The sequence below is a fragment of the Paenarthrobacter sp. 10L420 genome (assembly GCF_056395385.1).
Map to the genome: position 1 here is coordinate 1 of NZ_JBFTJK010000020.1, position 26,551 is coordinate 26,551.

General features: G+C 62.5%; 20 protein-coding genes. 6 read left to right on the plus strand and 14 right to left on the minus strand.

Going from position 1 to position 26,551, the window contains the following annotated elements; all coding sequences use genetic code 11:
* The coding region (locus AC1DD5_RS21470) for a urocanate hydratase family protein (protein ID WP_477522739.1) at positions 1 to 621 on the plus strand (621 nt) is incomplete at its 5' end.
* A gap of 98 nt (positions 622 to 719) precedes the next feature.
* Here the strand turns inward: AC1DD5_RS21470 and AC1DD5_RS21475 are convergent.
* Together AC1DD5_RS21475 and rraA are read right to left on the minus strand one after the other, a co-directional pair.
* Positions 720 to 2,372 (minus strand): MDR family MFS transporter, encoded by a 1,653-nt coding sequence (locus AC1DD5_RS21475; protein ID WP_477518701.1) that lies wholly within the window; start codon positions 2,370 to 2,372, stop codon positions 720 to 722.
* A gap of 132 nt (positions 2,373 to 2,504) precedes the next feature.
* Complete coding sequence (rraA, locus tag AC1DD5_RS21480; protein WP_477515483.1) at positions 2,505 to 2,978, minus strand: ribonuclease E activity regulator RraA; 474 nt, start codon at positions 2,976 to 2,978, stop codon at positions 2,505 to 2,507.
* A 159-nt stretch (positions 2,979 to 3,137) separates the two neighbouring features.
* Here rraA and AC1DD5_RS21485 point away from each other — a divergent pair, with 159 nt between their 5' ends.
* The gene (locus tag AC1DD5_RS21485; protein ID WP_477522740.1) at positions 3,138 to 4,442 is read left to right on the plus strand and encodes an MFS transporter; all 1,305 of its coding nucleotides are present in this window, start codon (positions 3,138 to 3,140) and stop codon (positions 4,440 to 4,442) included.
* Here AC1DD5_RS21485 and AC1DD5_RS21490 read toward each other — a convergent pair.
* From AC1DD5_RS21490 to AC1DD5_RS21515, 6 genes are all read right to left on the minus strand, one after another.
* Positions 4,439 to 6,286, minus strand: coding sequence for an FG-GAP repeat domain-containing protein (locus tag AC1DD5_RS21490; protein WP_477518703.1), 1,848 nt, complete (start codon positions 6,284 to 6,286; stop codon positions 4,439 to 4,441). The genes AC1DD5_RS21485 and AC1DD5_RS21490 overlap by 4 nt on opposite strands.
* A gap of 51 nt (positions 6,287 to 6,337) precedes the next feature.
* On the minus strand, positions 6,338 to 7,576 hold the full coding sequence (locus AC1DD5_RS21495) for an FG-GAP repeat domain-containing protein (RefSeq protein WP_477518704.1): 1,239 nt from the start codon (positions 7,574 to 7,576) through the stop codon (positions 6,338 to 6,340).
* A 120-nt stretch (positions 7,577 to 7,696) separates the two neighbouring features.
* A complete protein-coding gene (locus AC1DD5_RS21500; RefSeq protein ID WP_477518705.1) occupies positions 7,697 to 8,980 on the minus strand; it encodes an FG-GAP repeat domain-containing protein in 1,284 nt (427 codons plus the stop codon).
* 142 nt (positions 8,981 to 9,122) lie between these two features.
* Positions 9,123 to 10,844, minus strand: coding sequence for an FG-GAP-like repeat-containing protein (locus AC1DD5_RS21505; protein WP_477518706.1), 1,722 nt, complete (start codon positions 10,842 to 10,844; stop codon positions 9,123 to 9,125).
* Between the two features lie 171 nt (positions 10,845 to 11,015).
* Complete coding sequence (locus tag AC1DD5_RS21510; RefSeq protein ID WP_477518707.1) at positions 11,016 to 12,161, minus strand: FG-GAP repeat domain-containing protein; 1,146 nt, start codon at positions 12,159 to 12,161, stop codon at positions 11,016 to 11,018.
* Between the two features lie 50 nt (positions 12,162 to 12,211).
* Positions 12,212 to 13,339, minus strand: a complete 1,128-nt coding sequence (locus tag AC1DD5_RS21515) for an FG-GAP repeat domain-containing protein (protein WP_477518708.1) — start codon at positions 13,337 to 13,339, stop codon at positions 12,212 to 12,214.
* A 282-nt stretch (positions 13,340 to 13,621) separates the two neighbouring features.
* Between AC1DD5_RS21515 and AC1DD5_RS21520 the strand changes: the two genes are divergently transcribed.
* The 3 genes from AC1DD5_RS21520 to AC1DD5_RS21530 all read left to right on the plus strand — a co-directional run bounded on the left by AC1DD5_RS21520 (position 13,622) and on the right by AC1DD5_RS21530 (position 16,365).
* Positions 13,622 to 14,230, plus strand: coding sequence for a TetR/AcrR family transcriptional regulator (locus AC1DD5_RS21520; protein WP_442004505.1), 609 nt, complete (start codon positions 13,622 to 13,624; stop codon positions 14,228 to 14,230).
* Between the two features lie 281 nt (positions 14,231 to 14,511).
* Complete coding sequence (locus AC1DD5_RS21525; protein ID WP_477518709.1) at positions 14,512 to 15,702, plus strand: NAD(P)-dependent malic enzyme; 1,191 nt, start codon at positions 14,512 to 14,514, stop codon at positions 15,700 to 15,702.
* A 159-nt stretch (positions 15,703 to 15,861) separates the two neighbouring features.
* A complete protein-coding gene (locus AC1DD5_RS21530; protein WP_477518710.1) occupies positions 15,862 to 16,365 on the plus strand; it encodes a DUF456 domain-containing protein in 504 nt (167 codons plus the stop codon).
* A gap of 75 nt (positions 16,366 to 16,440) precedes the next feature.
* Here the strand turns inward: AC1DD5_RS21530 and AC1DD5_RS21535 are convergent, their stop codons facing one another.
* Both AC1DD5_RS21535 and AC1DD5_RS21540 read right to left on the minus strand, forming a co-directional pair.
* The gene (locus tag AC1DD5_RS21535; protein ID WP_477518711.1) at positions 16,441 to 17,388 is read right to left on the minus strand and encodes a polysaccharide deacetylase family protein; all 948 of its coding nucleotides are present in this window, start codon (positions 17,386 to 17,388) and stop codon (positions 16,441 to 16,443) included.
* On the minus strand, positions 17,385 to 18,965 hold the full coding sequence (locus AC1DD5_RS21540; RefSeq protein ID WP_477518712.1) for a purine-cytosine permease family protein: 1,581 nt from the start codon (positions 18,963 to 18,965) through the stop codon (positions 17,385 to 17,387). Before AC1DD5_RS21540 ends, AC1DD5_RS21535 begins: the two co-directional genes overlap by 4 nt.
* A 109-nt stretch (positions 18,966 to 19,074) precedes the next feature.
* Here AC1DD5_RS21540 and AC1DD5_RS21545 point away from each other — a divergent pair, with 109 nt between their 5' ends.
* Entirely contained in the window at positions 19,075 to 20,589 is a 1,515-nt protein-coding gene (locus AC1DD5_RS21545; protein ID WP_442004510.1) for a PucR family transcriptional regulator, read from the plus strand.
* A gap of 84 nt (positions 20,590 to 20,673) precedes the next feature.
* Here the strand turns inward: AC1DD5_RS21545 and purU are convergent, their stop codons facing one another.
* Genes purU through AC1DD5_RS21565 form a run of 4 tightly spaced genes read right to left on the minus strand, consistent with a single transcriptional unit; the run spans position 20,674 to position 26,549 of the window.
* Entirely contained in the window at positions 20,674 to 21,573 is a 900-nt protein-coding gene (gene purU / locus AC1DD5_RS21550; RefSeq protein WP_442018584.1) for a formyltetrahydrofolate deformylase, read from the minus strand.
* A gap of 2 nt (positions 21,574 to 21,575) precedes the next feature.
* Positions 21,576 to 22,967, minus strand: a complete 1,392-nt coding sequence (locus AC1DD5_RS21555; protein WP_477522741.1) for an L-serine ammonia-lyase — start codon at positions 22,965 to 22,967, stop codon at positions 21,576 to 21,578.
* Positions 22,967 to 23,611 carry a sarcosine oxidase subunit gamma gene (locus tag AC1DD5_RS21560; protein WP_477518714.1) on the minus strand — a complete coding sequence of 215 codons (645 nt, stop codon included), beginning with the start codon at positions 23,609 to 23,611 and terminating at the stop codon, positions 22,967 to 22,969. The genes AC1DD5_RS21555 and AC1DD5_RS21560 overlap by 1 nt, the downstream gene beginning before the upstream one ends.
* Positions 23,604 to 26,549, minus strand: a complete 2,946-nt coding sequence (locus AC1DD5_RS21565) for a 2Fe-2S iron-sulfur cluster-binding protein (protein WP_477518715.1) — start codon at positions 26,547 to 26,549, stop codon at positions 23,604 to 23,606. Before AC1DD5_RS21565 ends, AC1DD5_RS21560 begins: the two co-directional genes overlap by 8 nt.
* Positions 26,550 to 26,551: the final 2 nt, after the last annotated feature.

The window sequence follows — 26,551 nt, forward strand, 5'->3', positions numbered from 1 at the left end:
TTGTTCTGCGAGGGCCTGGGCCCGTTCCGCTGGGTTGCCCTGTCGGGGGATCCGGAAGATATCGCCGTGACGGACAAGGCCATCAAGGAGCTCTTCCCGGAGAACACGCACCTGCACAAGTGGCTGGACGCCGCGGCGGAGCGGGTGGAATTCGAGGGCCTGCCGGCCCGTATTTGCTGGCTCGGGTACGGCGAACGCGCCAAGGCCGGGCTGTTGTTCAACCAGCTGGTGAAGGAGGGCAAGGTCAAGGCCCCGATCGTGATCGGCCGTGATCACCTGGACTCGGGTTCGGTTGCGTCCCCGTACCGGGAGACCGAGGCCATGGCCGACGGCTCCGACGCTATTGCTGACTGGCCGTTGCTGAACGCCCTGCTGAACACCTCCTCGGGCGCTACCTGGGTGTCGATCCATCACGGCGGCGGTGTCGGTATCGGCCGGTCCCTGCACGCCGGGCAGGTCTCCGTGGCTGATGGCACTGACCTCGCAGCCGAGAAGCTCGAACGGCTCCTGACCAACGACCCCGGCATGGGCGTCATCCGCCACGTCGACGCCGGCTACGACCGCGCCGTCGAAGTCGCCAACGAACGCGGCGTCCGCATCCCCATGAATGAAGGCAAGTAGGCAAGAACCACAAAAGGAATGGCAGGTGGTCCACGGACTACCTGCCATTCCCCTGTCGAACGACTGAACCGTCTAAAAGTCCAGCAGTTCCTCAGGACTTAGTGGGCCGGGACAGATTCCTTGGCTGCTGCCTTCGGGTCCATGAGCTTCTTGTTAGGCAACGCGAAGCTGATGAGGAAGGCGACGAGCATCAGGCCAGCTGCCGTGAGCATCACAGTGTCAATTGACTGCGCGAAGCCCTCGGTGATGGGCCTGGTGAGGGTGCTGTTGGCTGCGTGAAGCCAGCTGGTGTCGTTCAGGGAATCGTTGTTGGCGCCATTCTTGAAGAAATCGAAGAGCTTGGCATTCGCGGGATCTGCCGCCACGGCCGGATCCTTCATCACCGCTTGGTAGTCCGGGCTGGAAGCAGCGGTCTTCATGCCATCGGCGATCTTGTCCGCGGCCAGGCTGAACAGCATGGAGATGAACACAGCCGTGCCCACAGCTCCACCCATGGAACGGAAGAATGCCGCCGTGGAGGTTCCGACGCCCATGTCCTTCGGGGGCACCGATACCTGCATGGCGAGTGTCAGCGGCTGCATGCAGAAGCCCAGGCCGACACCGAAGAACACGGCAATGAGTCCGGGAACCCAGAGACCCGTGTCCACGCCGAGCACCAGGCCCATGACGAGTGCGGCTCCAGTCAGGGTTGCCGTACCCAGGATGGGGAAGATCCGGTAAACGCCCGACGAGGAGATGGTGCGCCCGGCGCTGATCGAACCGAACAGGATGCCCACGGTGAACGTGATCATCATGAGCCCGGCTTCGGTGGGGGTGAGCCCCTTCACCAGCTGCAAGTACATGGGGAGCATGGCGATGGCGCCGAACATGCCGATGCCGATGATGAAGTTCAGCAGGGATGACAAACCGAAGGTTGCGTTCTTAAAGAGACGCAAGGGGATCAGCGCGTAGTCCCCGGCCCGCATCTCGGCGAACAAGAAGGCCACGATGCCAACGACGCCAAGGCCGTAGCAGATCCAGGATGAACCCGATGCCCAGCCCCAGGACCGGCCTTGCTCGGCGACAAGAAGGAGCGGAACGATTGCCAGGGTGATGGCTGCCGCGCCCCAATAGTCGATCTTTTGTTTCACGTGCCGTGCAGGGAGGTGAAGGAACATAAAGACCACGGTGAGTGCGGCCAGGCCAATGGGAAGGTTGATGAAGAATACCCAGCGCCAGCCGTCGAAGCCCAGGATGGTCGATGTTCCCGCGAAGGCGCCGCCGATGACAGGGCCAAGGACGGAGGAGATGCCGAATACGGACATGAAGTAGCCCTGGTACTTGGCCCGGTCCTTCAAAGCAACGATGTCGCCGATGATGGTCAGTGCCAGCGCCAAAAGGCCACCTGCGCCAAGGCCCTGAACGCCACGGGCGATTGCAAGCTCCGTCATGGAATGGACCGACCCGGCATAGAGGGATCCGGCCAGGAAGATCAGGATGGCTGCCAAGTACAGCGGACGGCGCCCGAAGATGTCGCTGAGCTTGCCGTAGAGCGGCGTACTCACAGTAGAAGTGATGAGGTACGCGGTGGTGGCCCAGGCCTGGAGTGACAAGCCGTCGAGGTCGTTGGCGATGGTGTAGATGGACGTCGACACAATGGTCTGGTCCAGTGAGGACAGGAACATGCCGAGCATGAGTCCCACCATGACGGTGAGCGTCTGACGATGGGTCAGGACCTCGCCGGCGGCCCGGACGGGCGCAGATTTGGACATATCTTCTCCAGAGGTGGCAGAAAAGTGGATTTAAGCAGGATAGTTGCTTTCAGTAACTATCCTAATGCCTGTTTGATTCCCGGAAGAAGAATGTTTCTTGAACAACCTTCGTAAGTCGGCCAGTCCCCGGGGTCAGCGCTCCACAAGAATGCCATCCGGATCGCTGTAGATCATGACACCGGGTTGGATCCTCACACGGTCAATCACCAGCTGGACATCAACCTCACCTACGCCCGTCTTAGCGCTCTTCTTCGGGTTGCTGCCCAGCGCCTTGATGCCCAGCGGCAGGCGGGCAAGGGCTTCGCGATCCCTGACGGCTCCGTTAATAATCACGCCTGACCAGCCATTGGCCACAGCACTTTCAGCGATCATGTCTCCCATGAGGGCAGTCCTCAATGATCCCTGTCCATCAACCACCAGAACGGCTCCTTCGCCGGGCGTCCCAAGGACGGTCTTCACCAGCGCGTTGTCCTCGAAGCACCTGATGGTGCGTACCTGTCCGCTGAAGTGCGTGTGACCGCCCAGGTTCTGGAACTGGACTGCAACCGACTCCAATTCCTCGCCTCGATCGTCATAGAGATCAGCCGTATTAATCTGCTCGCTCATGTCCTTCTCCTCCATACGTTTGAGGCCACACTAACGCGTGCGCCACGTGAGCGGCACGGGCACGTCGTGGGCTATGTGGATAACTGAGGTGAACTTCGGTTCCATGCCCTTCACCCGCGCTAATCTGAATCCAGACGTTCAATCTAGGGGGAACCTGCCATGAGCCTGTCCGACCTGCCCGGTCCTGTACCGGACCCCGCCATAGTCCGGGGCGGCACGGCCACAGCTCTCGCCGAACCAGTGGACCGGGTCCGCACCCTGTGGATTACTGGCGTCGTGCTCATCAACGTGGGCATCAATGCCGCATTCTTCGGCCCCATCCAGGTGCTCCTTGGGCAGCAGGCGGCGCACTTTGACGAAGCCCAAAAAGAAGCGATCCTCGCTCTGGTCACGGGCTGCGGCGCAGCCGTCTCCTTGGTGGCCAACCCCTTGTTCGGCGCTTTCAGTGACAGGACTGTGTCCCGCTTCGGACGCCGCGTTCCGTGGGTCCTCGTGGGAGCGATCCTAGGGGCAGTGGCACTCGTAGGACTGGCGGGAGCGCCGAACGTCGCAGTCATGACGGTGCTGTGGTGCTTGGTGCAGACCGGGTGCAACGGCGCTTACGCTGCCATCACGGCAGCGATTCCAGACCGCGTTCCAGTGCCCCAACGCGGCACTGTCGGTGGTTTGGCAGCCATGGGACAAACAGTTGGCATCCTGGCAGGCGCGGTGATTGCCGCCGTCGTGGCTGGAAACTTTGCCGCAGGCTACCTGGTGTGTGCAGCGGCGCTGCTGGCCGGCGTCGTGCTTTATCTGTTCAAGAATGACGACCAGCCGCTTCCAGCCCAGGCGCGTCCACCGTTCAGTCTTGTGCGTTTTTTCCAAGGCTTCTGGGTCTCCCCGAAACGCTACCCGGATTTCGCCTGGGCATGGCTCACGCGCTTGCTGGTGAATATTGGCAACCACATGGTCACGCTCTATCTGCTGTTCTTCCTCAGCGATGCCGTGCACGTGAAGGAAACCGAGGGCATCGAACCTGCATTCGGAGTGCTTATCCTGACCGGTCTGTATGCGGTCATGGTGATTATCACCAGCGTGATCGGGGGAACATTGAGCGACCGGATGGGCAAGCGGAAGCCTTTGGTGATCGCGTCGTCCGTGATCATCGCTATAGCGTCATTGATCCTCGGGTTTGCACCGACGTGGGCCGGCGCCATTACGGGCGCCATTGTCCTGGGCATCGGTTTTGGTGCCTATCTGGCCGTTGATTTCGCACTGATCACTCAGGTCGTGCCAACGGCGCTGGACCGTGGCAGGGACCTGGGTGTGATCAATGTGGCGAACTCGCTGCCGCAGGTGGTTGCCCCGCTGATTGCTTTCCCGTTTGTCACGTACTGGGGCGGCTACGTCTCGCTGTACGTAGCCGCCGCAGTCATCGGATTGCTGGGCGCCGTGTTCGTGGTGAAGATTAAGAGCGTTGTCTAGAAGACGGCGGTGAAGTTGCCCCAGCCCCAACCGACGACGGAGGACCCACTCCATCCACCCGCGCCGTTTCCGTAGTACATGTGCATTCGACCGGAATAGTCGATCCCATAAACATCCTGATGACCGTCTGCGTTGAAATCGCCGGCCGCTCCAACTCTGGCCATCACCTGCCACCCAACCCCTATGACCTGGCGTTGATCGATGGTGGAGCCATCGACTTGGTAGCTATAGAGCAGCCCGGAGGGAGTTCGGCCCATCAAGTCCTCGACGCCGTCGCCGTTGAAGTCGCCGGCTGGGAAGACCGTGTTGAACATGTTCCAACCAGTTCCGATCGGGTATCCACCGTAGGTCAGGCCACCACCGCTGTAGCTGGCGAATTGCCACAAGGTTCCGTTGGCGTCGCGGCCGTAAATGGCGCTATGGCCACCGTCGATGTTCGTACTGGTTGCTGAAAAGATGGTGTTGAAGACATTCCAGCCTGTGCCGATTTGCCGCGGTTGGAGCCATCCGCCTTGGCCGTCTCCCGGATAGAGGAAGAGGCGGCCCTCGGTATCCCGGGCCACGACATCGTTCTTGGCATCGCGGTCAAGATCGCCTGTCTTGAAGATGGACGTCATCCCAGACCATCCCTGCCCGACAGCGCGGGGCGCCTGCCACCCGCCCTGTGCTGACGTGGGATACATGCTAAGGATGCCGGACCGGTCGCGGGCCAGGAAATCCGTTGTTCCATCGCCATCGAATCCACTGGACCAGTGGGAATCCTTGATATTTTCCTTCCATTCGCTGGTCACAACCCGCAAAGTGTCCCAGCCGGACGAAACGGTGACCTCAGCCGCGACAAAGTGCTCGGAGTAGGCATGAGCCTGGTCCTGCGGAGTCGGACGATAGGTTGCACCGCTCGGTCGCTCCGCATAGGGAGGTCCGACCCAGCGGTACTTGACAATTGGGCTTGCCCCGGGCGGAATGGATACCTCGGAAAGGCTGAAGTCAGTTCGCAGAATGGAGCCAACAGCTCCTTCACCCAATACCTTGGGGCGACGAGGCTGAATAACGGGGCCTGCCGATTTCGAGACGACCATCGTGGGCAGAAATCCAGGTGAATAGACCTTCGCTCTGAAGGAAACCATCGAGCCTACGGCAAAAGAGGACAGGTAATAGTCATAGGACTTGTACTCGAGGTCCACCCCGTCAAGCATCCACTGGTAGTCAGCATGGGATACTCCGCCTTTCCACGTTCCAAGGTTGGTTCTCGCCCAAATCCCGGTTTCAGGCGGCCCCTCAATGTAGGCAGGCGTCAGGTTAACGTTTGGCTGAAGTTTTATAGCCGGGTTACTGACGGTGAACGTAGCCTGCGGAAAGTCATCCGTCACAGACGAAGCCCCGCTGTATTTTCGGGGGTCTATTGTCGCGGATGAACCGTCAGCAAAGCGAACCCTGGCCTGTCTGAGTGTGTATTTTCCGGTTGCCTCGCTTGCCTGCACGGTGCGAACTGCTGTCCCGTTAAGTTGTGGCTGGGCATCAGGAGAGAGTTTCCAGAACATGAAGCTCTCCGTTGCCCCGGATTCATCCAGCATTACAAAATCTACCGAGGTTGCAGGTCGTGCAACCGTGAAATTCAATCGGAGCTCACCACCCACGGGAACGGTTGCCGTGCTTGCTGCGCTGATGCTCAAGAACGCCGGATCCGGCGGCCATACGTAGGACTTCACGGCTGACGAACGAGCGCCTATTGGCGCTGCCTCAGCAGTTGGGGTGTGCAGAAGAAGACTCGCCAGCATGACCGTTGACACTAGTGCCAGGATACGCAGATGGCGGCCTGAGAATCGGGTCGAACAATTCGTCATGTCCAAGTCTCCTAAAGAGAAGCTGCGTTGCCAAAGGGCGGAAGAATGCGCCTAGAAGACGGCGGTGAAGCTACCCCAGCCCCAACCGACGACGGGTGAACCCTTCCACCGATAGCCGTAGATGCCGGAGTGGCGTATGCCCGAGGTATCGCCCAGATACATTGTCAGGCGGCCGGCGTTGTCGATTCCGTAGACATCGGAGTCTCCGTCCCCGTTGAAGTCGCCGGCTACGCCGATGCGTGCCAGTGATTCCCAGCCCCACCCGATGGAGCCGGCAAAACCTCCAGGCAGGCCATATTCTTCGAACCACCCGTTTCGTTGCGTGGTTCGCACTTCCAGGTTTCCCCAGAAAGGGCGGGTGAGAACAACAAGGTCCGAAGTGCCAAGGAAATGTCCGGCACCGACGACATAGTAGCTTTCCCACCCCGGCCCGATCTTGTATGGGGAGAGCCATCCACCCCGGCCGTTCCCTGGATAGAGGAACAGATTGCCCGCGTTGTCCTTTGCCAGGATGTCGTTTGTACCGTCACCGTTGAAGTCGCCGGGCGCCACAAGGTCCTTGAATCCCTGCCATCCCTGGCCGATCTGGAAGGCCTTCTTCCACCCTCCAGAACCATTTCCTTGGTAGAGGAAGAGACGTCCCTGGGGGTCCCGGGCTATGACGTCGACTGTGCCGTCGCCGTCGAAATCACCGGGAGAGACCAACAGGTCGAAGTTGTTCCAACCCCAACCGATCACTTGGGTTGCCTGCCAATTGCCGTGCCCGTCCGTGGGGTAGAGCAACAAACGGCCGGAGGAGTCACGGGCGAAGATATCAAGTGTGCCGTCGCCATTGAATCCGCGGGCGCGCGCCGCTGCTGCAACCCGCAACGGGTTGGCCGCCTGGACCGTGAGTTGCGAGTCGGCGTCGTAGACGATGGTAACGCTCGCAGCTATTACGCGTCCCAAGTCAGCTGATGTTGCGCGATACGTTAGGCCACTTGCGCCCGGAATCTCCACTCCATCCCTGGTCCAGGAGTAAGAAACGGACGGAGCTCCTCCCTCAGGTGAAACATGGGCAAACGTCTGCGAGATGTCCACCTTTAGCAAACCGCCGACGGTTGGATCGCCGCCCAGTTGGGGTGTGCCGTTGATATATACCAAGCGGGAAGGCACTCCAAGCGCCGGTACGGAACCATGTGCAGGCAGGGCCGGAGCCACAAGAAGACCCGCCACCAGGGACGCGGTCAGGATTGACAGTAAACGGCGCAGCCGTGGCGCGACGCTGGGTGAAGGAGTACAGGGCTCCAAGGGATCCTCCAAGGGAAGGGTTGGGCGAGATCCAACCGGCGGTAGTAAGGGTCATGCAGTGCTAAAGCAGGGACCCCGCCCAATCAATCCGGTCGGGGCCCCTTCCAACGAGATAAAGCCCTAGAAGACAGCGTTGAAGCCGCCCCAGCCCCAGCCAACTACAGCGGAGCCCTTCCAGCCGCCTGAGCCGTTGCCGTAGTACATGCGCATCTGACCCGAAGTGTCGATGCCCCAGACGTCGTTGGCGCCATCGCCGTCGAAGTCGCCGGCGCCGCCGAGCTTGGTGATGGCGTTCCAGCCCTGGCCGATCACACGGCTGGTGGTCCAGCCGCCATGACCATTGCCACCGTAGAAGACGAGGTTTCCGGCGCCGTCACGGGCCAGCACATCAGGCTTGTGGTCGCCGTCGAAATCACCCGGGGAGAACAGCGAAGTCATGCCGCCCCAGCCCCAGCCAATCGTCGAAGCAGCCAGGAATCCGCCTTGGCCGTTGCCCGGGTACAGCACGAGCTCACCGGAAGACTTGCGGGCAAGGAGGTCGTTGTTGCCGTCCCCACTAAAGTCGCCTGCCGCGAAGATGGTGCTGAAGATTCCCCAACCCCAACCGATCTGTTGTCTCGGGTACCAACCGCCGTGCCAGCCGGCTGGATAGAGGAAGAGCGAGCCGGCGCTGTCACGGGCGATCACGTCATTCTCGCCGTCGTTGTTGAAGTCGCCGGCAGCGAACATCGTGTTGAAGATATTCCACCCCGAGCCGACTTCATATGCCTGCTGCCACGTGCCATTTCCACCGGTGGGGAACAAGCCGAGGCGGCCCCAGGAGTCCCGGACGAACAGGCTCATCGTGTACGAATCCCAATACTCTGCGCGGTAGAAGCCAGACGTGTGGGGACGATCGATGTCTACGGGAGTCACGTAGTTGAAGTCCAAGGCATCCAAGGCCACAGCCGCAGTTCCGGACGAGGGGAGGTTGCCGGGGTTGTGGATCAAGGAACCGTCGCGCCAGTAGCCAACTTCCTGACCAGCGGCGGTTTGAATCTGCATGTACTGGGCAAGGTATGTTCCCGGCGGTGTCCCCTGTGCAAAGAAGACGTCGAACGAGTACGTCGAATCAGCGGAGCTGTACGAGCCCTGCGTCATCGTCGTGTGGAGTTTACCCGTTGCTGTATTCCGGAACAGGACGTACACGTCGGTAATCGGACCGGATGCCTGGAAGGTAACGTGTGATGTTGCCTGCCCTCCAGTGCTGATCGCGTCTGGCGTCGTGGAGACCGCTACAGGTACCGGTGCGAACGTGTCATCGGCATGGGCTGCGGGTGCCAAACCCAGACCGCCGACCAAAATAACGCTGCCCATAAATGCGGCCAGCCAACTGCGCACGCGGCGCAGAGGAGTGCTCCCCATGTTTCCCCCAAATCAGACCGGTCGCAGATGGCCAGCGCGTGTAAGTGACTTGAGAGTACATGGAGACGCGGACAGTCTGGGAATTTGCTGGCAAAAATTCAAGCAAAAGACAAGTCAAACCCAAAACGCAACCAAAATCGGCTTAGAAAACCGCCGTGAACCCGCCCCAGCCCCAGCCAACAACGCCGGCGCCTTTCCATCCTCCGATGCCGCTGCCGTAGTACATGTTCAGTTGGCCGGCGGTGTCGATGGCCCAGACGTCGTTGAAGCCATCTCCGTTGAAATCGCCGGCCCCACCAATGCGGGACATGACGTTCCAGCCTGTGCCAATGGACCGGGCGGTTGTCCATCCGCCGTTGCCGTTGCCACCGTAGAGCCGCAGGTTTCCGGTGCTGTCGCGGCCCAGGACGTCAGGGTTGCCGTCGCCGTCGAAGTCCCCGGGCGAGAAGACCTGGCTGAGGGCGTCCCACCCTTGGCCCACGGCGCCGGGGGCTTTGAAGCCGCCCGTCCCGTTGCCTGGGTACAGCACCAAGGCGCCCAAGGGAGTGCGGGCGAGGACATCGTTGTTGCCGTCGCCGGAGAAGTCGCCTGCGGCGATGATGGAATCGAAGACGTCCCAGCCCCAGCCGATTTGCTTGCGTGGAAGCCAGCCGCCAGTCCCGTTGCCCGGGTACAGGAACAAGGCCCCGTCGTGGTCCCTGGCGATGACGTCATTGAAACCGTCTCCGTCAAAGTCGCCCGCGTTGAAGACGATATCGAACACGTCCCAACCAAAGCCGATAGTCCGGGGAGTTTGCCAGTGGCCAGCGCCGTCAGTGGGGTAGAGGAGCAGGTTCGCCGCAGCATTCCGCGCGAACAGGTCCATGGAGGCCCCGGCGTCGAAACCTGCTGTGTGCGGCTTGTTCCGAATCACGGTGCGGCCGAAAACCGTAAACGGGCGGGTGGCCGTCACTGGATTACCCGCCTGGACTACTGCCCGGAAACCAACGACGGCGCCACGATCCGCTGCCTGTAGCGTGTAAGTCTTCGTCGTCGCACCGCTGATCAACGTACCGTTGCGCACCCATTCATACCTGACGCTTACGGGCCCGCCGGCTGTCCCACTGGAAACACTGCCTTCGTTGAAGACGCCGGTGAGCTTCTCGCCCACGATCAGCTTGCCCTGGAGGGTAGGAGCGGTTGCTGTGATGGGTGACGTGGGAGTCAGTGGGAGCGAGGATGCCGACACAGCCCGGTAGCCTGCCCGCGTGGCCGTGACCCGTACTGACAGCGTCTGGTCCAGGTCTGCTTCTGCAATGCGGTAAGTGTTGAGCGTGGCTCCAGGGATCGGCTGGCCATTGCGCAGCCACTGGTAGGCGAAGCCGGTGGGCGTTTGGGTCCAAGAGCCGTTGTCCGTCGTCAACACTTGGTCGTAGCGGGCTACGCCGGTGATGGTTGGCGGCTTGGTATTTGGATTGTCCACCAGCGGGAAATTGGGATTGTTGACGGCGAAGTCGACGCCGTCCAAGGCCCCCGGCCGCTGGGTTGGTGCTTCCAGCCCCTGCGAAAGGAAGAGGATGTTGCCGTCGCGGCCGTAGCGGACAACCCCCTGGCCCACGGGGAGCAGGATGTTGACGCTGAGGAGTTTGTAGCGCCCGGTTCGCTGGAAGGCGCTCCCGTCCACGGGCACTTTGGCTTGCGCACTGTAGGGCCCGGACAGCTGGCTGGTAGGTCCGTAGAGGGTGGCCTGCTCCAAGGTGTCCTCATTGACGTAGGTGAAACCTACTTCCTTCGCGGGACCGCTCAGGGTGAAGGACAAAGAGATAACACTCCCGGGACCCACCGTGGCTGGCGAAGTACGGGTGACCACTGTGGGAAGAGGCACGTTTGGTCCCGCAGCCGTAGCGCTGGGAGGCGGGACTGCAATTGCCAGCGCAGAGCACAGGAGGATGGCTAGAAGGATGTGAAAACCCGTCCGTACTGAATGCACAAAAGCTGAATGCACAAAAGCCCCTGGCCGCACAGATGAAAAAGTCGTCATGGTATCCCCCAATCCCTAGAACAAGGCGTTAAACCCGCCCCAACCCCAGCCAATGGTTTGGGCGCCGTTCCAGCCGCCGTCGCCGTCGCCGTAGTAGGCCAGCAGCTGGCCGGATCCGTCCACTGCATAGACGTCTACATTGCCGTTACCGTCGATGTCACCGGCGGCGCCAATAGCCGCCATGCCGTTCCAACCTTGCCCGATCACGGCCATGCCTGCCCAGCCGCCAGCTCCGTTGCCCTTGTACAGGCGCAGGGCACCTGAGGTGTCGCGAGCCAGGATGTCCACGTTGTGGTCGCCGTCAAAGTCGCCGGGCGTGACGATCTTGTTGACCACGTTCCAGCCGCTGCCAACAAGAGATCGGCTGAGCCAGCCGCCGTCGCCGTTTCCGGGGTAGAGGTAGAGCAGGCCGCCGGAGTCGCGGGCGAGGATGTCGTTGTTGCCGTCCCCATTGAAGTCGCCAGGGGAGACTATCGAGTTAAAGCCATTCCATCCCGAGCCTATTTGGCGGCCTGCGGAGAACCGGCCATCTCCGGTTCCTGCGTAGAGGAAGAGGTTCCCGGCCGAGTCCTTGGCGAGAATGTCGTTGTTGCCGTCCCCAGTGAAGTCGCCGGGGGAGAGGACGGTCCCGAAACCATTCCAGCCCGGACCCACGGTTCGGGCGGATTCCCAGGCGCCGCCAACGCGGGGATACAGCATGAGGGTGCCGTCTGCGCGGCGGGCAAGCAATTCGAAGGTGCCACGCCCGGTAAAGCCGTTGGCCCGGTTGGAGGCGGAGATCTCTACAGTCTCGGCGCTGCCAACTTCCATGGGGTCACAAGGATAGTTCGAGGCGACGTAAGCGGCGATGGTCTTGCCGCGGTCCTCTTCGGTGAGCCTGTAGTTCCACCACTCCGTGTGGTCGTCAGCGTGCTCGCCGTCACGGGTCCAGTAGATGTGGTAGTCGGGGCCAGCGGCCTGGCCGCAGCCCCGGTAGGAAGCAGGATCGATCTCCACGCTGAGCGTGGAGCCAACAAACGGCGCACCGTGAACCACGGGATCTGTGGGGTCCATGGTTGCCATGGCAGGTGCCGGGGCGAAAGCGACGGCGGCAATAAGCGCGGCCGCAATCCCGGCTACCGCTCGGCGCACGCCTGATGCACGGCATGATAGAGCGTTCATTGTGTCCTCCCCAGACTTATGCGCCTAATCTTACCGCGGCTGGGACTCCGCTAGAAGATTGCTGTGAAACCGCCCCAGCCATTGCCGACGACCTGGGATGTGCGCCATCCCGTCCGACCATCGCTGTAATAGATCACCAGGCGGCCCTGCTGGTCCACGCCGTAAACGTCCGGGAAGCCATCATTGTCGAAATCACCGGCAGCACCAGCGGCTTTGAGGACATTCCAGCCGACGCCGACCAGCCACGACCGCGTCCAGCCGCCCGCCCCGTTCCCGCCGTAGAAGTACAGGTAGCCGTTGCGGTCACGCGCCAACACGTCCACCTTGCCATCGCCGTTGAAATCGCCGGGCGTCAGCAGGGTGTCCATCACTTGCCAGCCCTGCCCGACGGCGGTCCTCGCCAGCCAGCCTCCGGAACCATTGCCCGGGTACAAATAGAGGGCGCCGCCGGGTTCCCTGGCCAGGATGTCGTTGTTGCCGTCCCCATTGAAGTCGCCGGGACTGACGATTGAGTCGAAAATGTTCCAGCCCTTGCCGATGGTCTGGGCCGGCTTCCAACCCCCGGTTCCGTCACCGGCATAGAGATAAAGAGTGCCTGCTGAATCCCGTGCGATCACGTCGCCCTTGCCGTCACCGTTGAAGTCTCCGGGGGAAAGGACAAGGTTGAAGACGTTCCACCCCCAGCCCACGGTGCGGGCGGCATCCCACGCGGCGCCCGTCCTCCCGTACAGCATCAACGAGCCGTCGCTTCCACGCGTCAGGAGTTCGAAGCTGCGGCCCGTGAATCCGTTGGCCCGGTTGGGTGCAGCGACGGGTCCGGTCTCGTCGCTGTGGAGGGTTTCGCCTCCGCAGGCGGTTTTGCTGGCGGTCAGGTGCACGGCCATCCGCGCGCCCGTGTCATCCTGCTGCAGGAGGTAGCTGCGCCCGGTTTCGCCCGCCACAAGGAAGCCGTCCCTTGTCCAGTAAACGGTGAAGTCCGGGCCCTTTCCGCCGCCGCAGCCATAGAAGGTGTACGGGCCGATTTCCGTTGTTAGCGTCTTTCCAACAAACGCATCGCCGATGACTACGGGGTCCGGTCCGTTGCTGGATGCGCCCGACGCCGGCAGGGGGCTCAGTGCCACCGCCGCCACAGCGGCGGTCAGCAGCGCTGCTGCCATCCGACGTCGAAAATTCCCCATAGTGGTCTTCCTCCCGCGCGTGCCAACCCAACTGAGTCGCCGTTGATGCCGTTTTGAGCGCCCAGAACGAGCTGATCTGCGACTCAGTTGTTTGTCCGTAATCTTCCTGCAGTGTATGTGTGGCACCCGCCCTTTCCCGGGAGCGGCATGGGATGCGTTCAAAGCGGGGCGCTCTCAGGAAACGGTCATTTTGCTCACGTATCATTGATGCGATCGGCCTGCCGCGGGTCTTGTGACCCAAGCCGGCCGTTTCCTTGCCAGCCTGCCAAGAGATCGCCGGAAATGCCCGAACCGTTTTCCCTGGAACCGTACTCCCTTGATCTGACGACGGGGTTGCCCCGTATGGCTGCCGCACCGACCACGCCGCGGCAGCAGCTGCGCTATGCCCGCATCCTGAAGACAGCGGCGGGCTTTGCCCAACGTCAGTTCGACACCTTGAGTTTGTCGGACGTTGCCGCCAAAGCGGACGTCCCGCTGGGCACGCTTTACCGCTACTTCCCCTCCACAGCGCACCTGATGTTGGCCGTCTACCGGCAGCAGTTGCGCGAGCTTCGCGACGGCGTGCGCCAGAGGAAGGGCAAGGGCCATGCTTTGTCAGGTCTGATGATGGAGATCTTCCACCTGAGGGTCATGCAGCCCGGCGTGGAGCACTGCCTCATCCGGCCTGCCGGGAAAGATAGCGATACCGCCCAGCTGCTGCGCGAGATTGATCTCTTGTCCGAAGAAGTTGTGGGTTCCTTGAGTAAAGAGCCCGGAAATGACGCCCCGAAGGCCAGGATTCTGTTGCATCTGGTCAGTGGTCTGGTCCAGGCCGTCCGGTGTCGTCGCTTGTCGCTCTTTGAAGCCGAAAAAGACCTCAAGAAGGCGTGCAGCCTGCTGACCGGAGAATGACGATATAGGTCTTCCGGTCTAGACCACCGGCTCTTAAGAATGCGTTTTTTCGCGTGAGCTGGATCACTTTTGAATCTGCCCAAACGTTTTACTCTCGAATCGTCTCTCTTGGTATTGAATCTTGTACCCTCCATGCTTCCCTACGCTGGAAGTACCGAAGCGGCTAGCAGCCCATACCTGCAGATGCACCTTCCGGGCCAGCCACCCTTGGTCCGAACCAGCAGTTCTGTTCCTGCCCGAATCATGCCGTGGGTCCACGGCTAGCCTGAGGAGACAAAGACGTGTCCATTGAGACAATCGCTACTGACAATGACGCCTTGGTACTGAGCGAAGAAGAGATCTTCGCAGCACACGAGGGCGGCAAGCTCACGATTTCCAGCACCGTTCCCCTGAACAACAAGCGTGACCTTTCCATCGCGTACACCCCGGGCGTCGCCCAGGTCAGCCGCGCGATCCACGCCAACCCCGAGCTCGCCCGCACCCACACCTGGGCTGAGCGCCTGGTTGTTGTTGTCAGCGACGGCACCGCCGTACTGGGCCTGGGCAACATCGGCCCCAGCGCTTCCCTCCCGGTCATGGAAGGAAAGTCTGCCCTCTTCAAGTCCTTCGGCGACCTCGACTCCATCCCGCTGGTTCTCAACACCACCAACGTGGACGAGATCATCGAGACCTTGGTCCGCCTCCGCCCGAGCTTCGGTGCAGTGAACCTTGAGGACATCTCCGCTCCACGTTGCTTCGAACTCGAAGAGCGCCTCATCGAAGCACTCGACTGCCCCGTCATGCACGACGACCAGCACGGCACCGCCGTCGTGGTTCTCGCTGCCCTGACCAACGCTGCCAAGGTGACCAAGCGCGAACTTTCGGGGCTCAAAGTCGTTGTCTCCGGCGCAGGTGCCGCCGGTATTGCGATTGCCGAGATTCTTCTGGCTGTTGGCATCAAGGACGTCATCCTGCTCGACTCCAAGGGCGTAGTCAACGCTGAGCGTGCCGATCTTGTGGCCGATCCCGGCAGCGTCAAGGCCCGCATGACTCAGCGCACCAACCCCCGCGGCATCACAGGTGGTCCGGGCGAGGGCCTGACCGGAGCCGATGTGTTCGTAGGCGTTTCCTCCTCCAAGCTGGATGAAGAACACCTGAAGCTCATGAACGATCAGTCGATCGTGTTCGCCCTGTCCAACCCGGACCCTGAAGTTCTCCCCGAGGTTGCCCAGAAGTACGCGGCCGTAGTTGCCACGGGCCGCAGCGACTTCCCGAACCAGATCAACAACGTGCTGGCCTTCCCAGGCATCTTCCGTGGCGCACTGGACGCCAAGGCCCGCCGCATCACGCCCGCAATGAAGATCGCCGCTGCACGCGCAATCGCTGAGCTGGCCGAGGAAGACCTCTCCGCTGACTACATCGTGCCGAGCCCGCTGGACGCCCGAGTGGCACCGGCAGTCACCGCGGCTGTTGCCGCAGCAGTGACCGAATAGCGGTTACGACTAACCAACCGACGACGGCGACGCCTCCCATGCTGGGGAGCGTCGCCGTCGTTGTTCGTTAAGGAGCAACGCGGGGTCACTTGTGGCCCATGTTGGCCTCCCAAAGGGGCCAGAAGTGACCCCGGGTTGCTGGCCCATAGACTTGGGGCCATGAATGCCGAACTCGTCGTGACTATCCTGTGCGGCCTGGCCATTGCGGTTGGGGTTGCCGGGACCATCATCCCTGTCCTTCCGGGAAGCATCCTCATTGGTGCGAGCCTCCTCGCGTGGGCAATTTGGGGCGGCGCCGGAACGCTCGGCTGGGTGATCTTCGCCATCGGCGTGGTGTTCGTAGTGGCCGGAATGGCTGCCAGTGCTGTGCTCACAGGGCGAAAGCTGAAACAGCACGGGATTCCCAACAGGTCCGTTGTGATTGGGATAGTTCTCGGCGTGGTGGGAATGTTCGTGATTCCGGTGGTCGGACTCGTGGTGGGGTTCGCCGTCGGGCTCCTGCTGAGCGAGGTCCAGCGGACCCGTGACTTCCGCACCGCTGTCCGTACGAGCGGCGCCGCGCTCAAGGCGACCGGCATCGGGATTCTCGTGGAGTTCGGTCTTGCTTGTGCCGCCGCGAGCACCTGGATCATTGGGGTTTGGATCAACGCCGTAAGCGCTTAAGGACCTCCGCCGAGATGGCAGCAGACCCCCATGTGCAGCCAGAACATGGGGGCGTGCTGCCATCTCGGCGAAGTGTTAGCTGAGGGTGGGTACCCGTACCTGGGCCGGGCGGAAGGAAGCACCGGCTCCTGGGAACAAGGGGACGTCGATCCGGGCGTGGGTGTGGATTTCCTGAACCGTATCCTTCGTGTGCTGTGCGATCTCGGCAAGAGTGGTGACCCACATGCCCTCAAGTCCCTTGACCCGTTCGATCAGCTGCTCCAAGGCGACGGCCCTGGACGGCCGACCGGAGATGAACGGGTGGTTGGTCAGGACGAAGCAGCTGCCCTGGGCATGGTGCGCCTGGGCGTCAAGAGTCCACATTTCCAAGGCCTTGGCCGGGCTTTCGATGACGCCGCTGCCCGTGATGCCGGGGTAGAACGCGTACTGCTCCCAGTCATCCAAGGCCCAGTCAACGGGAATCTCCACGATGTCCCGGGGGTCGTCCTCGGCCACTGACATACGGTAGGGGGCATCGCCGTCGAGCAGGCTTGAGTCGTAAAGGAAGCCTCGGTCCGCGAGCAGCGCGGGCGACTGCCAGTTCAACTCCCACCACGGAGCCCGGTAGCCCACTGGCCGAACACCGGCAACGTTGGCCAGTGCTTCCAAACCCCGGTCCAGGTAACTGGCCTCGGTTGCGGCGTCGATGGCCTGCATTGGCTCGTGAAGGTAGCCATGGTGGGCTATTTCGTGCCCACCGTCAGCGATCCTGCGCACTACATCCGGGTAGCTCTCCGCAGTAAATCCAGGGATGAAGAACGTTCCCTTGATGTCCTGGCGATCCAGGATCTGCAGGAGCCGCGGGACGGCGATTTTGGGACCATACGACTGGTGGCTCATGAGGGACATGCGCCGGGTGCTGGAGGGATCGTGGGCGATGGTGCAGGACTCGGCGTCGACGTCGAAGGTGAAGGACGCTGCGGCTTTGAAGCCCTCTGGCCAGGTGATCGGGTGGAGGGAGTCCGCGAAGGCGGGCTGGCTCATGCTGTGGTCCTTTCGGAAGCTACGGGAACTGCCGGAGCGCCCGGGGCAGCTTGAGTGACGGAGACGTGATTCGAATCAGCAAGGACAAACTTTCGGTGTGCCCGCGGCCCGAGGATTGCGTAGGCTGCGGCGCTGGTAAGTCCGCCGGCCAGCCATGAGAGATCCCAGCCGCCAAGTGCCACCGCGATGGGGCCTTGCATCACTGGTATCAGCCCGTACATGAACAGCCAGGTGCAGAAGATGCCAACCAGCAGGGAGACGATACCGGCCCAGTTGATCACAGGGAGGCGCTTGGTGCCGACCCCGTCGAAGAGCCGTTCAACCTTTCCGGGCCAGCGCTTCTCCAGCCAGAAGTAGTGCACCAACATGACGCCGCCCCATGCAGCTACCCACGCAACGAGGCCGATCAGCCAGGCGTCGAGCACCGAGGCGAAGTCCTCCTGGAAGATGAAGAACACCACGGCGAGCAGCGAGAAGACGCCGACGAACAGGTTGAGCTTGCGACGATTGATATTGATGTCCAGGGCCTGTGTGGCCACTGAGAAGGTGTAGATGTTCAGGATGTTGGTGGCAATGGGGCCGTGCAACACCATGAGGAGGACAGGAAGGGCAAGGACTCCGAAGTTCTGAACGATCAGTTTGCCGGGGTCGATCTCGCCGCTGTTGGTCGCAAGGCTCGCGCCGAGGACGCCGAGCCAAACCACGGGAATGAACTGGCCAAGGACCGAAGCCAGGTAGACCTTGCGCTTGGGAACGGAGGTGCTGACGAAGCGCGAGTAGTCCGCGGCGTACGTGAACCAGGTGATGCCCCAGCCGATGCCAATGGCGGTCATTACGGCGCTCATTGCAGCGATCCGCTCGGATCCCTCAAGGATGTGGCCAGCTGGACCGGCGTAACCCCAATCGATCTTCATGCCGATCCATGCAACGGCGGACATGACGGCCAGGATGATGATGGTGGGCGGAACAGTCCACTTTTCGAAAGCAGCGATCGCCTTGTAGCCGAACCAGGCAATGGCAACCTGGGCGGCCATGATGACGGTGGCGACGCCGATCTTCCAGACGTAGTTCTTTGCGGTGGGATCCACCCAGCCCAGCGTTCCGAAGAGAGCCATGACAAGGTCCAGAATGATCCACGTATTGACCGCGCACCACCCGATGACCAGGAGTGCCTGGATTGCGGCGGGGAGGTAGTTGCCGCGCCGGCCGAAGGCGGCCCGGGCCAGGACCATGCCTGTGGCGCCGGTCTTTTGGCCAAGGAGGACGAAGCAGCCAAACAGCAGCATGCCGATCAGGTTGCCCAGGACGAGGACAAAGACGGTGTCGGCAAAGCCGAGGCCGAGGTGGATTCCGAGTGCGCCCAGCACCCAGTTGATGGGAGCGAGGTTGGCGCCGGCCCAGATCCAGAACTGGCCTGAGACCTTGCGCGTACGGTCTGACTCGGGGATGGGCTGCAGCCAGGCTTCGCTGTCATGGGCCGGCGCCGTTGCCGGACCTGACTGCGCTGAGCCTGGCCGCGCTGAAGCAGGCTGCTGTGACGCAGGCTGCGATGACGCAGGGGAGAGGTTGTCTTGCATGAGGGAGATCCTCCGTGTGTGAAAGGGACTCCTTCAGCGTATGTGCCACACATCACAGCAACAAGATACGATGTGTCTAAAGAAACTGTATTCCACCTTACGGAGTGTCATGTCAATCCTTCTGGGCCAAGCCTTGGAACGTGAAAGCCTCAAAGCCGCCGAGCCCCGTCTCCTTAACTCAGTGGCGGATGCCCTGACCCGGCCCGTCCGTTGGGTGCACTCCAGCGAGGTTTTGGACATCGCTCCGCTCCTCAGCGGTGGCGAACTGCTCCTCAGCGGCGGCCAGGCGCTTGCCCTTGAGAGCGCCGAACGGCAAGCCCAATACGTCCGGGCGCTAGCGGCCCGTGGCATAGCTGCACTGGCACTCGAAACCGGATCGACACTGCCCGAAGTTCCCGGTCCCATGCTGGAGGCTGCCGAAGCCGCAGGCCTGCCCGTTATTGAATTGCGTCACGTTGTTCCTTTCGTTGCCGTCATGCAGGAGATCAACTCGCTCCTGGTCAGCGAGTCCGTCGAACAGCTTCAACGCGGCGATCAAACCAGCCACGCGATGGCCGCCGAACTCGCCCATGGCGGCGGACTTGACCAACTTCTGGCTGTTTTGGCAGAAAGGACAGGTTCCAGCGCGCGGTTGGTATCGCCGTCGGGCCTCACCCTGGGTTCCGCGGCGAGCTCGGCAGCAGGGTCTGCAGCGGGTCCAGCGGCCGGCTCGGATTCGCTGGCGGAGGACAGTGGGCTCATCACGGTTGATGTGCCGGTGCGTGGCGTCCTCGCCGCCCGCTTGGAGCTGCACGTGCCCGACGACGGCGATAGTGGCCTCGCGCGCGTGGCGGGAGAGCGGTCCGTGGACATCCTTGGCCTGGCCCTGTTGCAGCGGATGCCGCCAGGATTGAAGGAGTTGGCGGGCATTGAACTGATGCGTGCCATCAATTCCGGGAGCCAATCGTGGCAGCTCCAGCAGCTTGGGCCGGCGTCGGGCTTTCCCGTGAACGGCCAGGTTGCTGCGCTGGTGATCCGCTCCACCGGTGCAGGGCATCTTCGCTCGGCCCTTGATGCACTGCTGCGTATACACGTGCCGCACAGTGCCAGCTATGCGGATAATGCGGAGCTGATCGCGCTCGCTTCCCTTGGGGATGGCGCAGCAACCCGGGCAGCCCTGATGGATGCTCTCCGGGCCTTGGAGACGCCAGCCGGATCTGCGATAGCGCTTGGCCCCGTGGGCAAGGGGATCGATGAGGCTCCCTGGTCGCTGGCCGAGGCGCGACGGACGCTGGACCTGGATTTAGTGGGTGGTGGAGTGGTGGATGCTGAAGCCTTCGCCGTGGAACGCCTCGCTGAGGAACATCTCGACCCAGCCACCCGGGAAGGGTTCGTGCAGCGGCAGTTGGGTGCCGTCGTCGAGCATGACCGGCTGCGGCGATCCCAGCTTCTGCGGACGCTGACCGTCTGGCTGGACACTGGCTGCAACACAGCCCAGGCTGCGCGCGAACTGCACCTGGAACGGCAGTCCATGCACCACCGGCTGCAGCGGATCTTCGAGCTGTGCGGGGGAGACCCAAGGGGAACGGGCAGGCTCGCCGCCCTGCATTTGGCGGCGCGGCTGGCCCGTTTGCAGCTCCTTTAAACGCCAATTCGATGGTTCCCTGCACACACCGCCGTTCGCAACAGCGTCTGTGCAGGGAACCATCGAAATGGGGCGCGCAAGGCCTTACTTCAGCACAATCGTCCTGTTCCCATTCAGGATGATCCGCCCCTCGCAGTGCCAACGAACGGCGTTGCTGAGGGCCTTGCACTCCGTGTCCCGACCGGCGGCTACGAGATCGTCCGGTCCGAACGTGTGATCCACCTCAACCACCTGCTGGGAGATGATCGGGCCCTCGTCCAGCTCGCCGTTGACGTAGTGGGCGGTGGCACCCACGGTCTTCACTCCGCGGGCGTAGGCCTGGTGGTACGGCTTGGCACCCTTGAAGCTCGGCAGGAATGAGTGGTGGATGTTGATGGCGCGCCCGTCGAGCTTGCGGGCGAGATCGTCGCTGAGCACCTGCATGTACCGGGCCAGCACAATGAGTTCCACGTCCAGTTCGTCGATGATGTCCAGCAAACGTGCTTCCGCCGCAGGCTTGGTGGCAGCCGTAACGGGGACGTGGAAGAAGGGAATCCCGTGCCACTCAGCCAAGCCCTGGTGATCGGTGTGGTTGGACACGACGCCCACCACATCGATCGGAAGCTCACCGATCCGCGCACGGAACAGCAGGTCGTTCAGGCAGTGCCCAAACTTCGACACCATGATCAACACGCGACGCTTGGACCCTTGGCGTTCCAGCTGCCAGTTCATCGCGTACTTCTCGCCCACAGGGGAAAACGCAGCACGCAATGCATCCACAGTGGTCTCGTCACCGGAGGACGCGAAGTGAACCCGCATGAAGAAGTGGCCCTCGGCGCGGTCACCGTACTGCTTGTTGTCGATGATGTCGCAGCCATGCTCCAGCAGGAAGCCGGACACAGCGTGCACGATTCCGGGACCTTCAGGGCAGTCCAAGGTAAGGACGTGCTCCACGGTGGTCCCGGTGGAGGAATCGGTAGAAGATTCGGTTTGGATGGCAGTCATGGCTAGCACTCCACTACGTTGACGGCGAGTCCTCCGCGGGAGGTCTCCTTGTATTTGGATTTCATGTCGGCGCCTGTTTCGCGCATGGTCTTGATGGCCTTGTCCAGGGACACTTTGTGGCTGCCATCTCCGTGCAGGGCAAGGCGGGCAGCGTTGATCGCCTTGACGCTGGCGATGGCATTGCGTTCGATGCACGGGATCTGCACCAGTCCGCCCACGGGATCGCAGGTGAGGCCCAGGTTGTGCTCGATGCCCACCTCGGCGGCGTTCTCCACCTGCTCCGGCGTTCCGCCCAGGACTTCGCAAAGGCCTGCAGCGGCCATGGAGCAAGCGGAACCCACCTCGCCCTGGCAGCCCACTTCGGCACCTGAAATGGAGGCGTTGATCTTGAAGAGAATCCCGACGGCGGCCGCCGCGAGCAGGAACCGCACGACGCCGTCGTCGTTGGCTCCTGGAACAAACTTTGTGTAATAGTGCAGCACTGCAGGGACAATTCCCGCGGCACCATTGGTCGGTGCAGTGACGATCCTGCCGCCAGCCGCGTTCTCCTCGTTGACCGCCAACGCGAACAGGTTCACCCATTCCATGGCGAGGAGCGGGTCCGCCGAGCTGGCCCCGTTCAGGTCCGCGTCCGTTTCGGAAAGCTTCTTAAACAACGACGGCGCCCGTCGCCTGACTTTCAAACCTCCGGGGAGGATTCCCTCGGCCGAACAGCCGTTGTCCACGCATTCACGCATGACAGCCCAGATGCCCAGAAGGCGCTCCCGGAGCTCCTCCTCGGACCGCCAGACGAGTTCGTTGGCCAACATGACATCGGAAATTGACATGCCCTCGCGTGAGCAAATGGCAAGCAACTCGTCGGCAGTGGTGAACGGGTAGGGGAGGACGGTGTCATCGGCTACTACTTTGTCCGTGCCTGTGGCGTCCCCATCCACCACAAAGCCGCCACCGATCGAGTAGTAGCTGCGCTCACGCAGTACTGCGCCGGTGTGGTCAAGGGCCCGGAACGTCATGCCGTTGGGGTGTGCCGGAAGGGACTTGCGGCGGTGGAGGACCACGTCCTCGTCCCAATTGAAGTCCACCCGGTGATCGCCGCCCAAGCGCAGTTCGGCGTCGAGGGCTGCTGCTGCCACTTGGTCGTCAGCGGTTTTGGTGTCGACGGTTTCGGGTGAGTGGCCCTGCAGCCCCAGCACCACGGCTTTGTCGGAGCCGTGGCCCCGCCCGGTGGCGCCCAGCGAGCCGAAGAGCTCAGCCTGGACGCGCACCGTGGCCGGAAGCTGGCCGGACGATTCAAGACCGTCCGTGAACTGCTTTGCCGCCCGCATCGGGCCGACCGTGTGTGAAGACGACGGCCCGATGCCAACAGAAAACAGATCAAGCACACTCAGTGCCATTAGGGGACCTCGGGGGAGGCGTACTCCCGCATGGCGTCGAGGAGCCAGCGTCCCAGGAAATCGGCAAACGAGGCCCGGGGAAAGATCCGGTAGTTCTCGTCCGAGGTCTTCCACAGCATCACGGGGATGTGTGCGAGCTCCGTTGAGACAGCTGTGCCGGCCTTGAAGACGCGGGGGTGAAGGTCCAACGAGCACGTCTTTTCGAGCACAGCGCGGGCGTGGCTGCCGGAGAGCTCGAACGTGGTGCGGTTGGCGGACAAGTCCACCACCTGACCTTCATCGCTGCCCAGTGCCGTGGTCAGGTCACTGACCAAGGAGCCGCCCAGCGAGTCGTGGGACTCCTCCGGAGCGACCACCAGGAACTCGGTAGGGCCAAGCCAGAGTGCGTTGACTGCTCCAGAGCCCGTCACTTCACCGCAAGCGGCCGGCAAGCCGCCGGTGATGGACGCAACGCGGGTTCCGGCGTCGGACGTTCGCTCAACCCGGATACCCACCATGGCCTGGTACGGGATTTCCTTGAGCGTCACCGTGCCCGGCACTGAGCCGGAGGTGAAGGCGTCAGCCAGGTGCTCGGCCGGGCTGCGGCGGGCACCCCGTACGCGGTCGACGTGTGCGGTTTCTGCTGGTGTTGCTGTTTCAGCCATCTTTGCGGGTCCCTTCAGCATCGAAAAGTACGGTTTCGCCGACAACCACGTCCACCAATTGGTCTCCCACCGAGGCCACGAGGGTCTCGCCGATGCGGTTGCGGCCGTTTTGGATCAGGGCCAGGCCGAAGGAACGGCCCAATGCGGCACTGTGGTAGCTCGAGGTTACGAAGCCTTCCATGGGGACGGGTCCGTACGCCGGGTTGACGGGGATGCCCTTCTCCACAAGCTGCGTGCCTTCCGGCAGCCTCAGCGAGTGATCCACGGGAAGGACGCTCACCAGGTGCTTGCGGTCCTCGCGGCTTGCGTCCTTGCGGAGGTAGGAGCGCTTGCCGATGAAGTCCTTGGCCTTGGAAACAATCCAGTCCATGCCGGCGTCCTGCGGGGTGACCGTGCCATCGGTGTCCTGCCCGACGATCGGGTAACCCTTCTCAGCGCGAAGGACGTGCATTGTTTCGGTGCCGTAAGGGGTGATGTTGAACTCGGCACCTGCGGCAGCAACGGCTTCCCAGGTGTTGAGCCCGTACCACGACGGGATGTTGATTTCGTAGGCCAGTTCGCCGGAGAAGGAGATACGGCAAACGCGTGCCTGCACTCCGGAGGCCAGGGTGGTCTCGCGGAACGTCATGAACGGGAAGGCTTCTGCGTCCAGGCCACCGTTTTCGGCGAGCTGGGGAGCAACCTTCGCGATCACTGCACGCGACTTGGGACCGACGACGGCGATGGTGCTCCACTGCTCCGTCACGGAAGTGCAGACTACATCGAGTTCCGGCCACTCCGTCTGGTGCCACTCTTCCAACCAGTCCAGCACCTTGGCAGCGCCGCCGGTGGTGGTGGTCATGAAGAAGCGGTCGTCGTCCAGGCGGAGGGTCACGCCGTCGTCGAAGATCATGCCGTCCGGGGTGCACATGACGCCGTAGCGGGCGGATCCCAGTGCGAGCTTCTTGAACGCGTTGGTGTACACGCGGTTCAGGAATTCGCCGGCGTCCTTGCCACGGATCTCGATCTTGCCGAGCGTGGTTGCGTCCATGAAGCCCACGGAATCGCGGACCGCTGCGCACTCACGCAGGACTGCCGTGTCCATGTCCTCGCCGGACTGCGGGTAGTACCAAGGGCGCTTCCACTGTCCAACGTCTTCGAACAGAGCACCCTGGGCAACGTGCCACGGGTGGATGGAGGTCACTCGGGCGGGATCGAACAGCTCACCGCGCTGGCGACCAGCCAAAGCGGCGAATGCGACCGGGGTGAACGGTGCGCGGTAGGCGGTGGTGCCGATCTCGCCGACGCCCGGAACGCTTTCCGCGCCGCCGAACTTCAGCGCGGCGGCGATGACGCCGATCGCGTTGACGCCGGAGGTCTTGCCTTGATCGTTGGCGGTGCTGATGGAGGTGTACCGCTTGACGTGTTCCACCGAGCGCATGCCGGCCCCGGTGGAGCGGAGGACGTCAGCCACGGACTGGTCGCGCTGGAAGTCGACGAAGTGGTGGTGCCACTCGCCCGGCTCACCGGTCTGACCGGGGACAAGCCACAGCTGGCGGGTCGGGGCGCTCGCGATGGGTGCCTGCAGGTCCACCGGGGTGGTTGCGGACTCAAAGCCAGCAGCGATGGATGCTGCCGCTCCGGCCGAGATGCCCTCTGCCAGGCAGTCCTGGAGTTCGTAGCTGCCGCGGCCTGCGCCAACAACCTGCTGGTCCCTTACGGTTGACGCCGGAATGAAGGCAGCCAGCTCGTCATCCCAACGCAGTTTGCCCTGGCGCTGGCTGTGGAGGTGCACCACAGGGCTCCAGCCACCGGAAACAGCAAGCAGATCGGCGGCGATGTGCTCGACGCCCGAGGTGAGTTCGCCGTCGTCGTTAATACTGCGGACGGTGACGCCGCTAAGGCGGCCCTCGTCATCGGCGCTCGTGTCGGCAACCGCGCTGCCAATGAGGACCCGGATACCGGACTCGACGGCGGCAGCGGCCTTCGCGCTGATCTGCGGACGGGCATCGACGACGGCGGCAATCGCCACGCCTGCTGCCTTCAGGTCCGCGGCGAGCAGGTAAGCGGAGTCGTTGGTGGTGCTGATGACGACGCGTGATCCGGCGGCGACCGCGTAGCGGTTGAGGTACGTGCGGACAGCCGAGGCGAGCATGATGCCCGGGCGGTCGTTGTTCTCAAAGACCAACGGACGCTCGTGGGCACCCGGTGCCAGGACAACCTGCTGTGCGCGGATGTGCCAGATACGCTGGCGCGAAACGCCAGGAGCGGCGGGAACGGTCAGGTGATCCGTGCGGTTCTGGGCTGCGATGAAGTAGTTGGAATCGTAGGAACCGAAGGCGGTGGTGCGGTTCAGCACGGTGCATTCTTCGGCGGAGACCAACTCGGCTTCAACGTCTGCAACCCATTCCAGGGCAGGCTTGCCCTCGATGGTTTCCTGCAGGCCTTCGGCCGTGGAGCCGGAGAGGAGCGAACCGCCCAGTTCCGGCTGGTCGTCGATCAGGATGACGCGGGCGCCGGTGCGGACTGCTTCGCGGGCAGCTGCCAGGCCGGCAACACCGCCACCGACCACCAGGACGTCCGTGTGGACGTACTTCTTGTCGTACTCAGCCTTGTCCTCGGCAGGGTCAAGCTTGCCCAAACCGGAGAGCAGTTCGACGTTCATTCCGTCCACGAGTGAAACGGCAGTGGCGGGGAGCATGGATTCGGCGACATGGCCCGGGAAGCGGGCGGCAATCTTGACCAAGGCGTTGGACTCTTCCACACCGGCTGCCATGATGCCGCGGTGGCGGTCCTCGTAAAGGGAGTTGCCTGCGTTGATGTGGCCGTTAGCCAGCAGAGCCGAGGCGATGGTGTCGCCGGGGTGGCCGGTGAATTCCTGGCCGTCCACGGTGAAGCGCCAAGCGATGCTGCGGTCAATGCGTCCGCCGGTGGCGAGGCGTGCGTTCTTGCTGGTCACTT

What these genes read in the sequence shown, in the direction of transcription:
- AC1DD5_RS21475 (WP_477518701.1), bottom strand. Translation starts at nt 2,372, where the DNA reads ATGTCCAAATCTGCGCCCGTCCGGGCCGCCGGCGAGGTCCTGACCCAT.
- rraA (WP_477515483.1), bottom strand. Translation starts at nt 2,978, where the DNA reads ATGAGCGAGCAGATTAATACGGCTGATCTCTATGACGATCGAGGCGAG.
- AC1DD5_RS21485 (WP_477522740.1), top strand. Translation starts at nt 3,138, where the DNA reads ATGAGCCTGTCCGACCTGCCCGGTCCTGTACCGGACCCCGCCATAGTC.
- AC1DD5_RS21490 (WP_477518703.1), bottom strand. Translation starts at nt 6,286, where the DNA reads ATGACGAATTGTTCGACCCGATTCTCAGGCCGCCATCTGCGTATCCTG.
- AC1DD5_RS21500 (WP_477518705.1), bottom strand. Translation starts at nt 8,980, where the DNA reads ATGGGGAGCACTCCTCTGCGCCGCGTGCGCAGTTGGCTGGCCGCATTT.
- AC1DD5_RS21510 (WP_477518707.1), bottom strand. Translation starts at nt 12,161, where the DNA reads ATGAACGCTCTATCATGCCGTGCATCAGGCGTGCGCCGAGCGGTAGCC.
- AC1DD5_RS21515 (WP_477518708.1), bottom strand. Translation starts at nt 13,339, where the DNA reads ATGGGGAATTTTCGACGTCGGATGGCAGCAGCGCTGCTGACCGCCGCT.
- AC1DD5_RS21520 (WP_442004505.1), top strand. Translation starts at nt 13,622, where the DNA reads ATGCCCGAACCGTTTTCCCTGGAACCGTACTCCCTTGATCTGACGACG.
- AC1DD5_RS21530 (WP_477518710.1), top strand. Translation starts at nt 15,862, where the DNA reads ATGAATGCCGAACTCGTCGTGACTATCCTGTGCGGCCTGGCCATTGCG.
- AC1DD5_RS21535 (WP_477518711.1), bottom strand. Translation starts at nt 17,388, where the DNA reads ATGAGCCAGCCCGCCTTCGCGGACTCCCTCCACCCGATCACCTGGCCA.
- AC1DD5_RS21540 (WP_477518712.1), bottom strand. Translation starts at nt 18,965, where the DNA reads ATGCAAGACAACCTCTCCCCTGCGTCATCGCAGCCTGCGTCACAGCAG.
- AC1DD5_RS21545 (WP_442004510.1), top strand. Translation starts at nt 19,075, where the DNA reads ATGTCAATCCTTCTGGGCCAAGCCTTGGAACGTGAAAGCCTCAAAGCC.
- purU (WP_442018584.1), bottom strand. Translation starts at nt 21,573, where the DNA reads ATGACTGCCATCCAAACCGAATCTTCTACCGATTCCTCCACCGGGACC.
- AC1DD5_RS21555 (WP_477522741.1), bottom strand. Translation starts at nt 22,967, where the DNA reads ATGGCACTGAGTGTGCTTGATCTGTTTTCTGTTGGCATCGGGCCGTCG.
- AC1DD5_RS21560 (WP_477518714.1), bottom strand. Translation starts at nt 23,611, where the DNA reads ATGGCTGAAACAGCAACACCAGCAGAAACCGCACACGTCGACCGCGTA.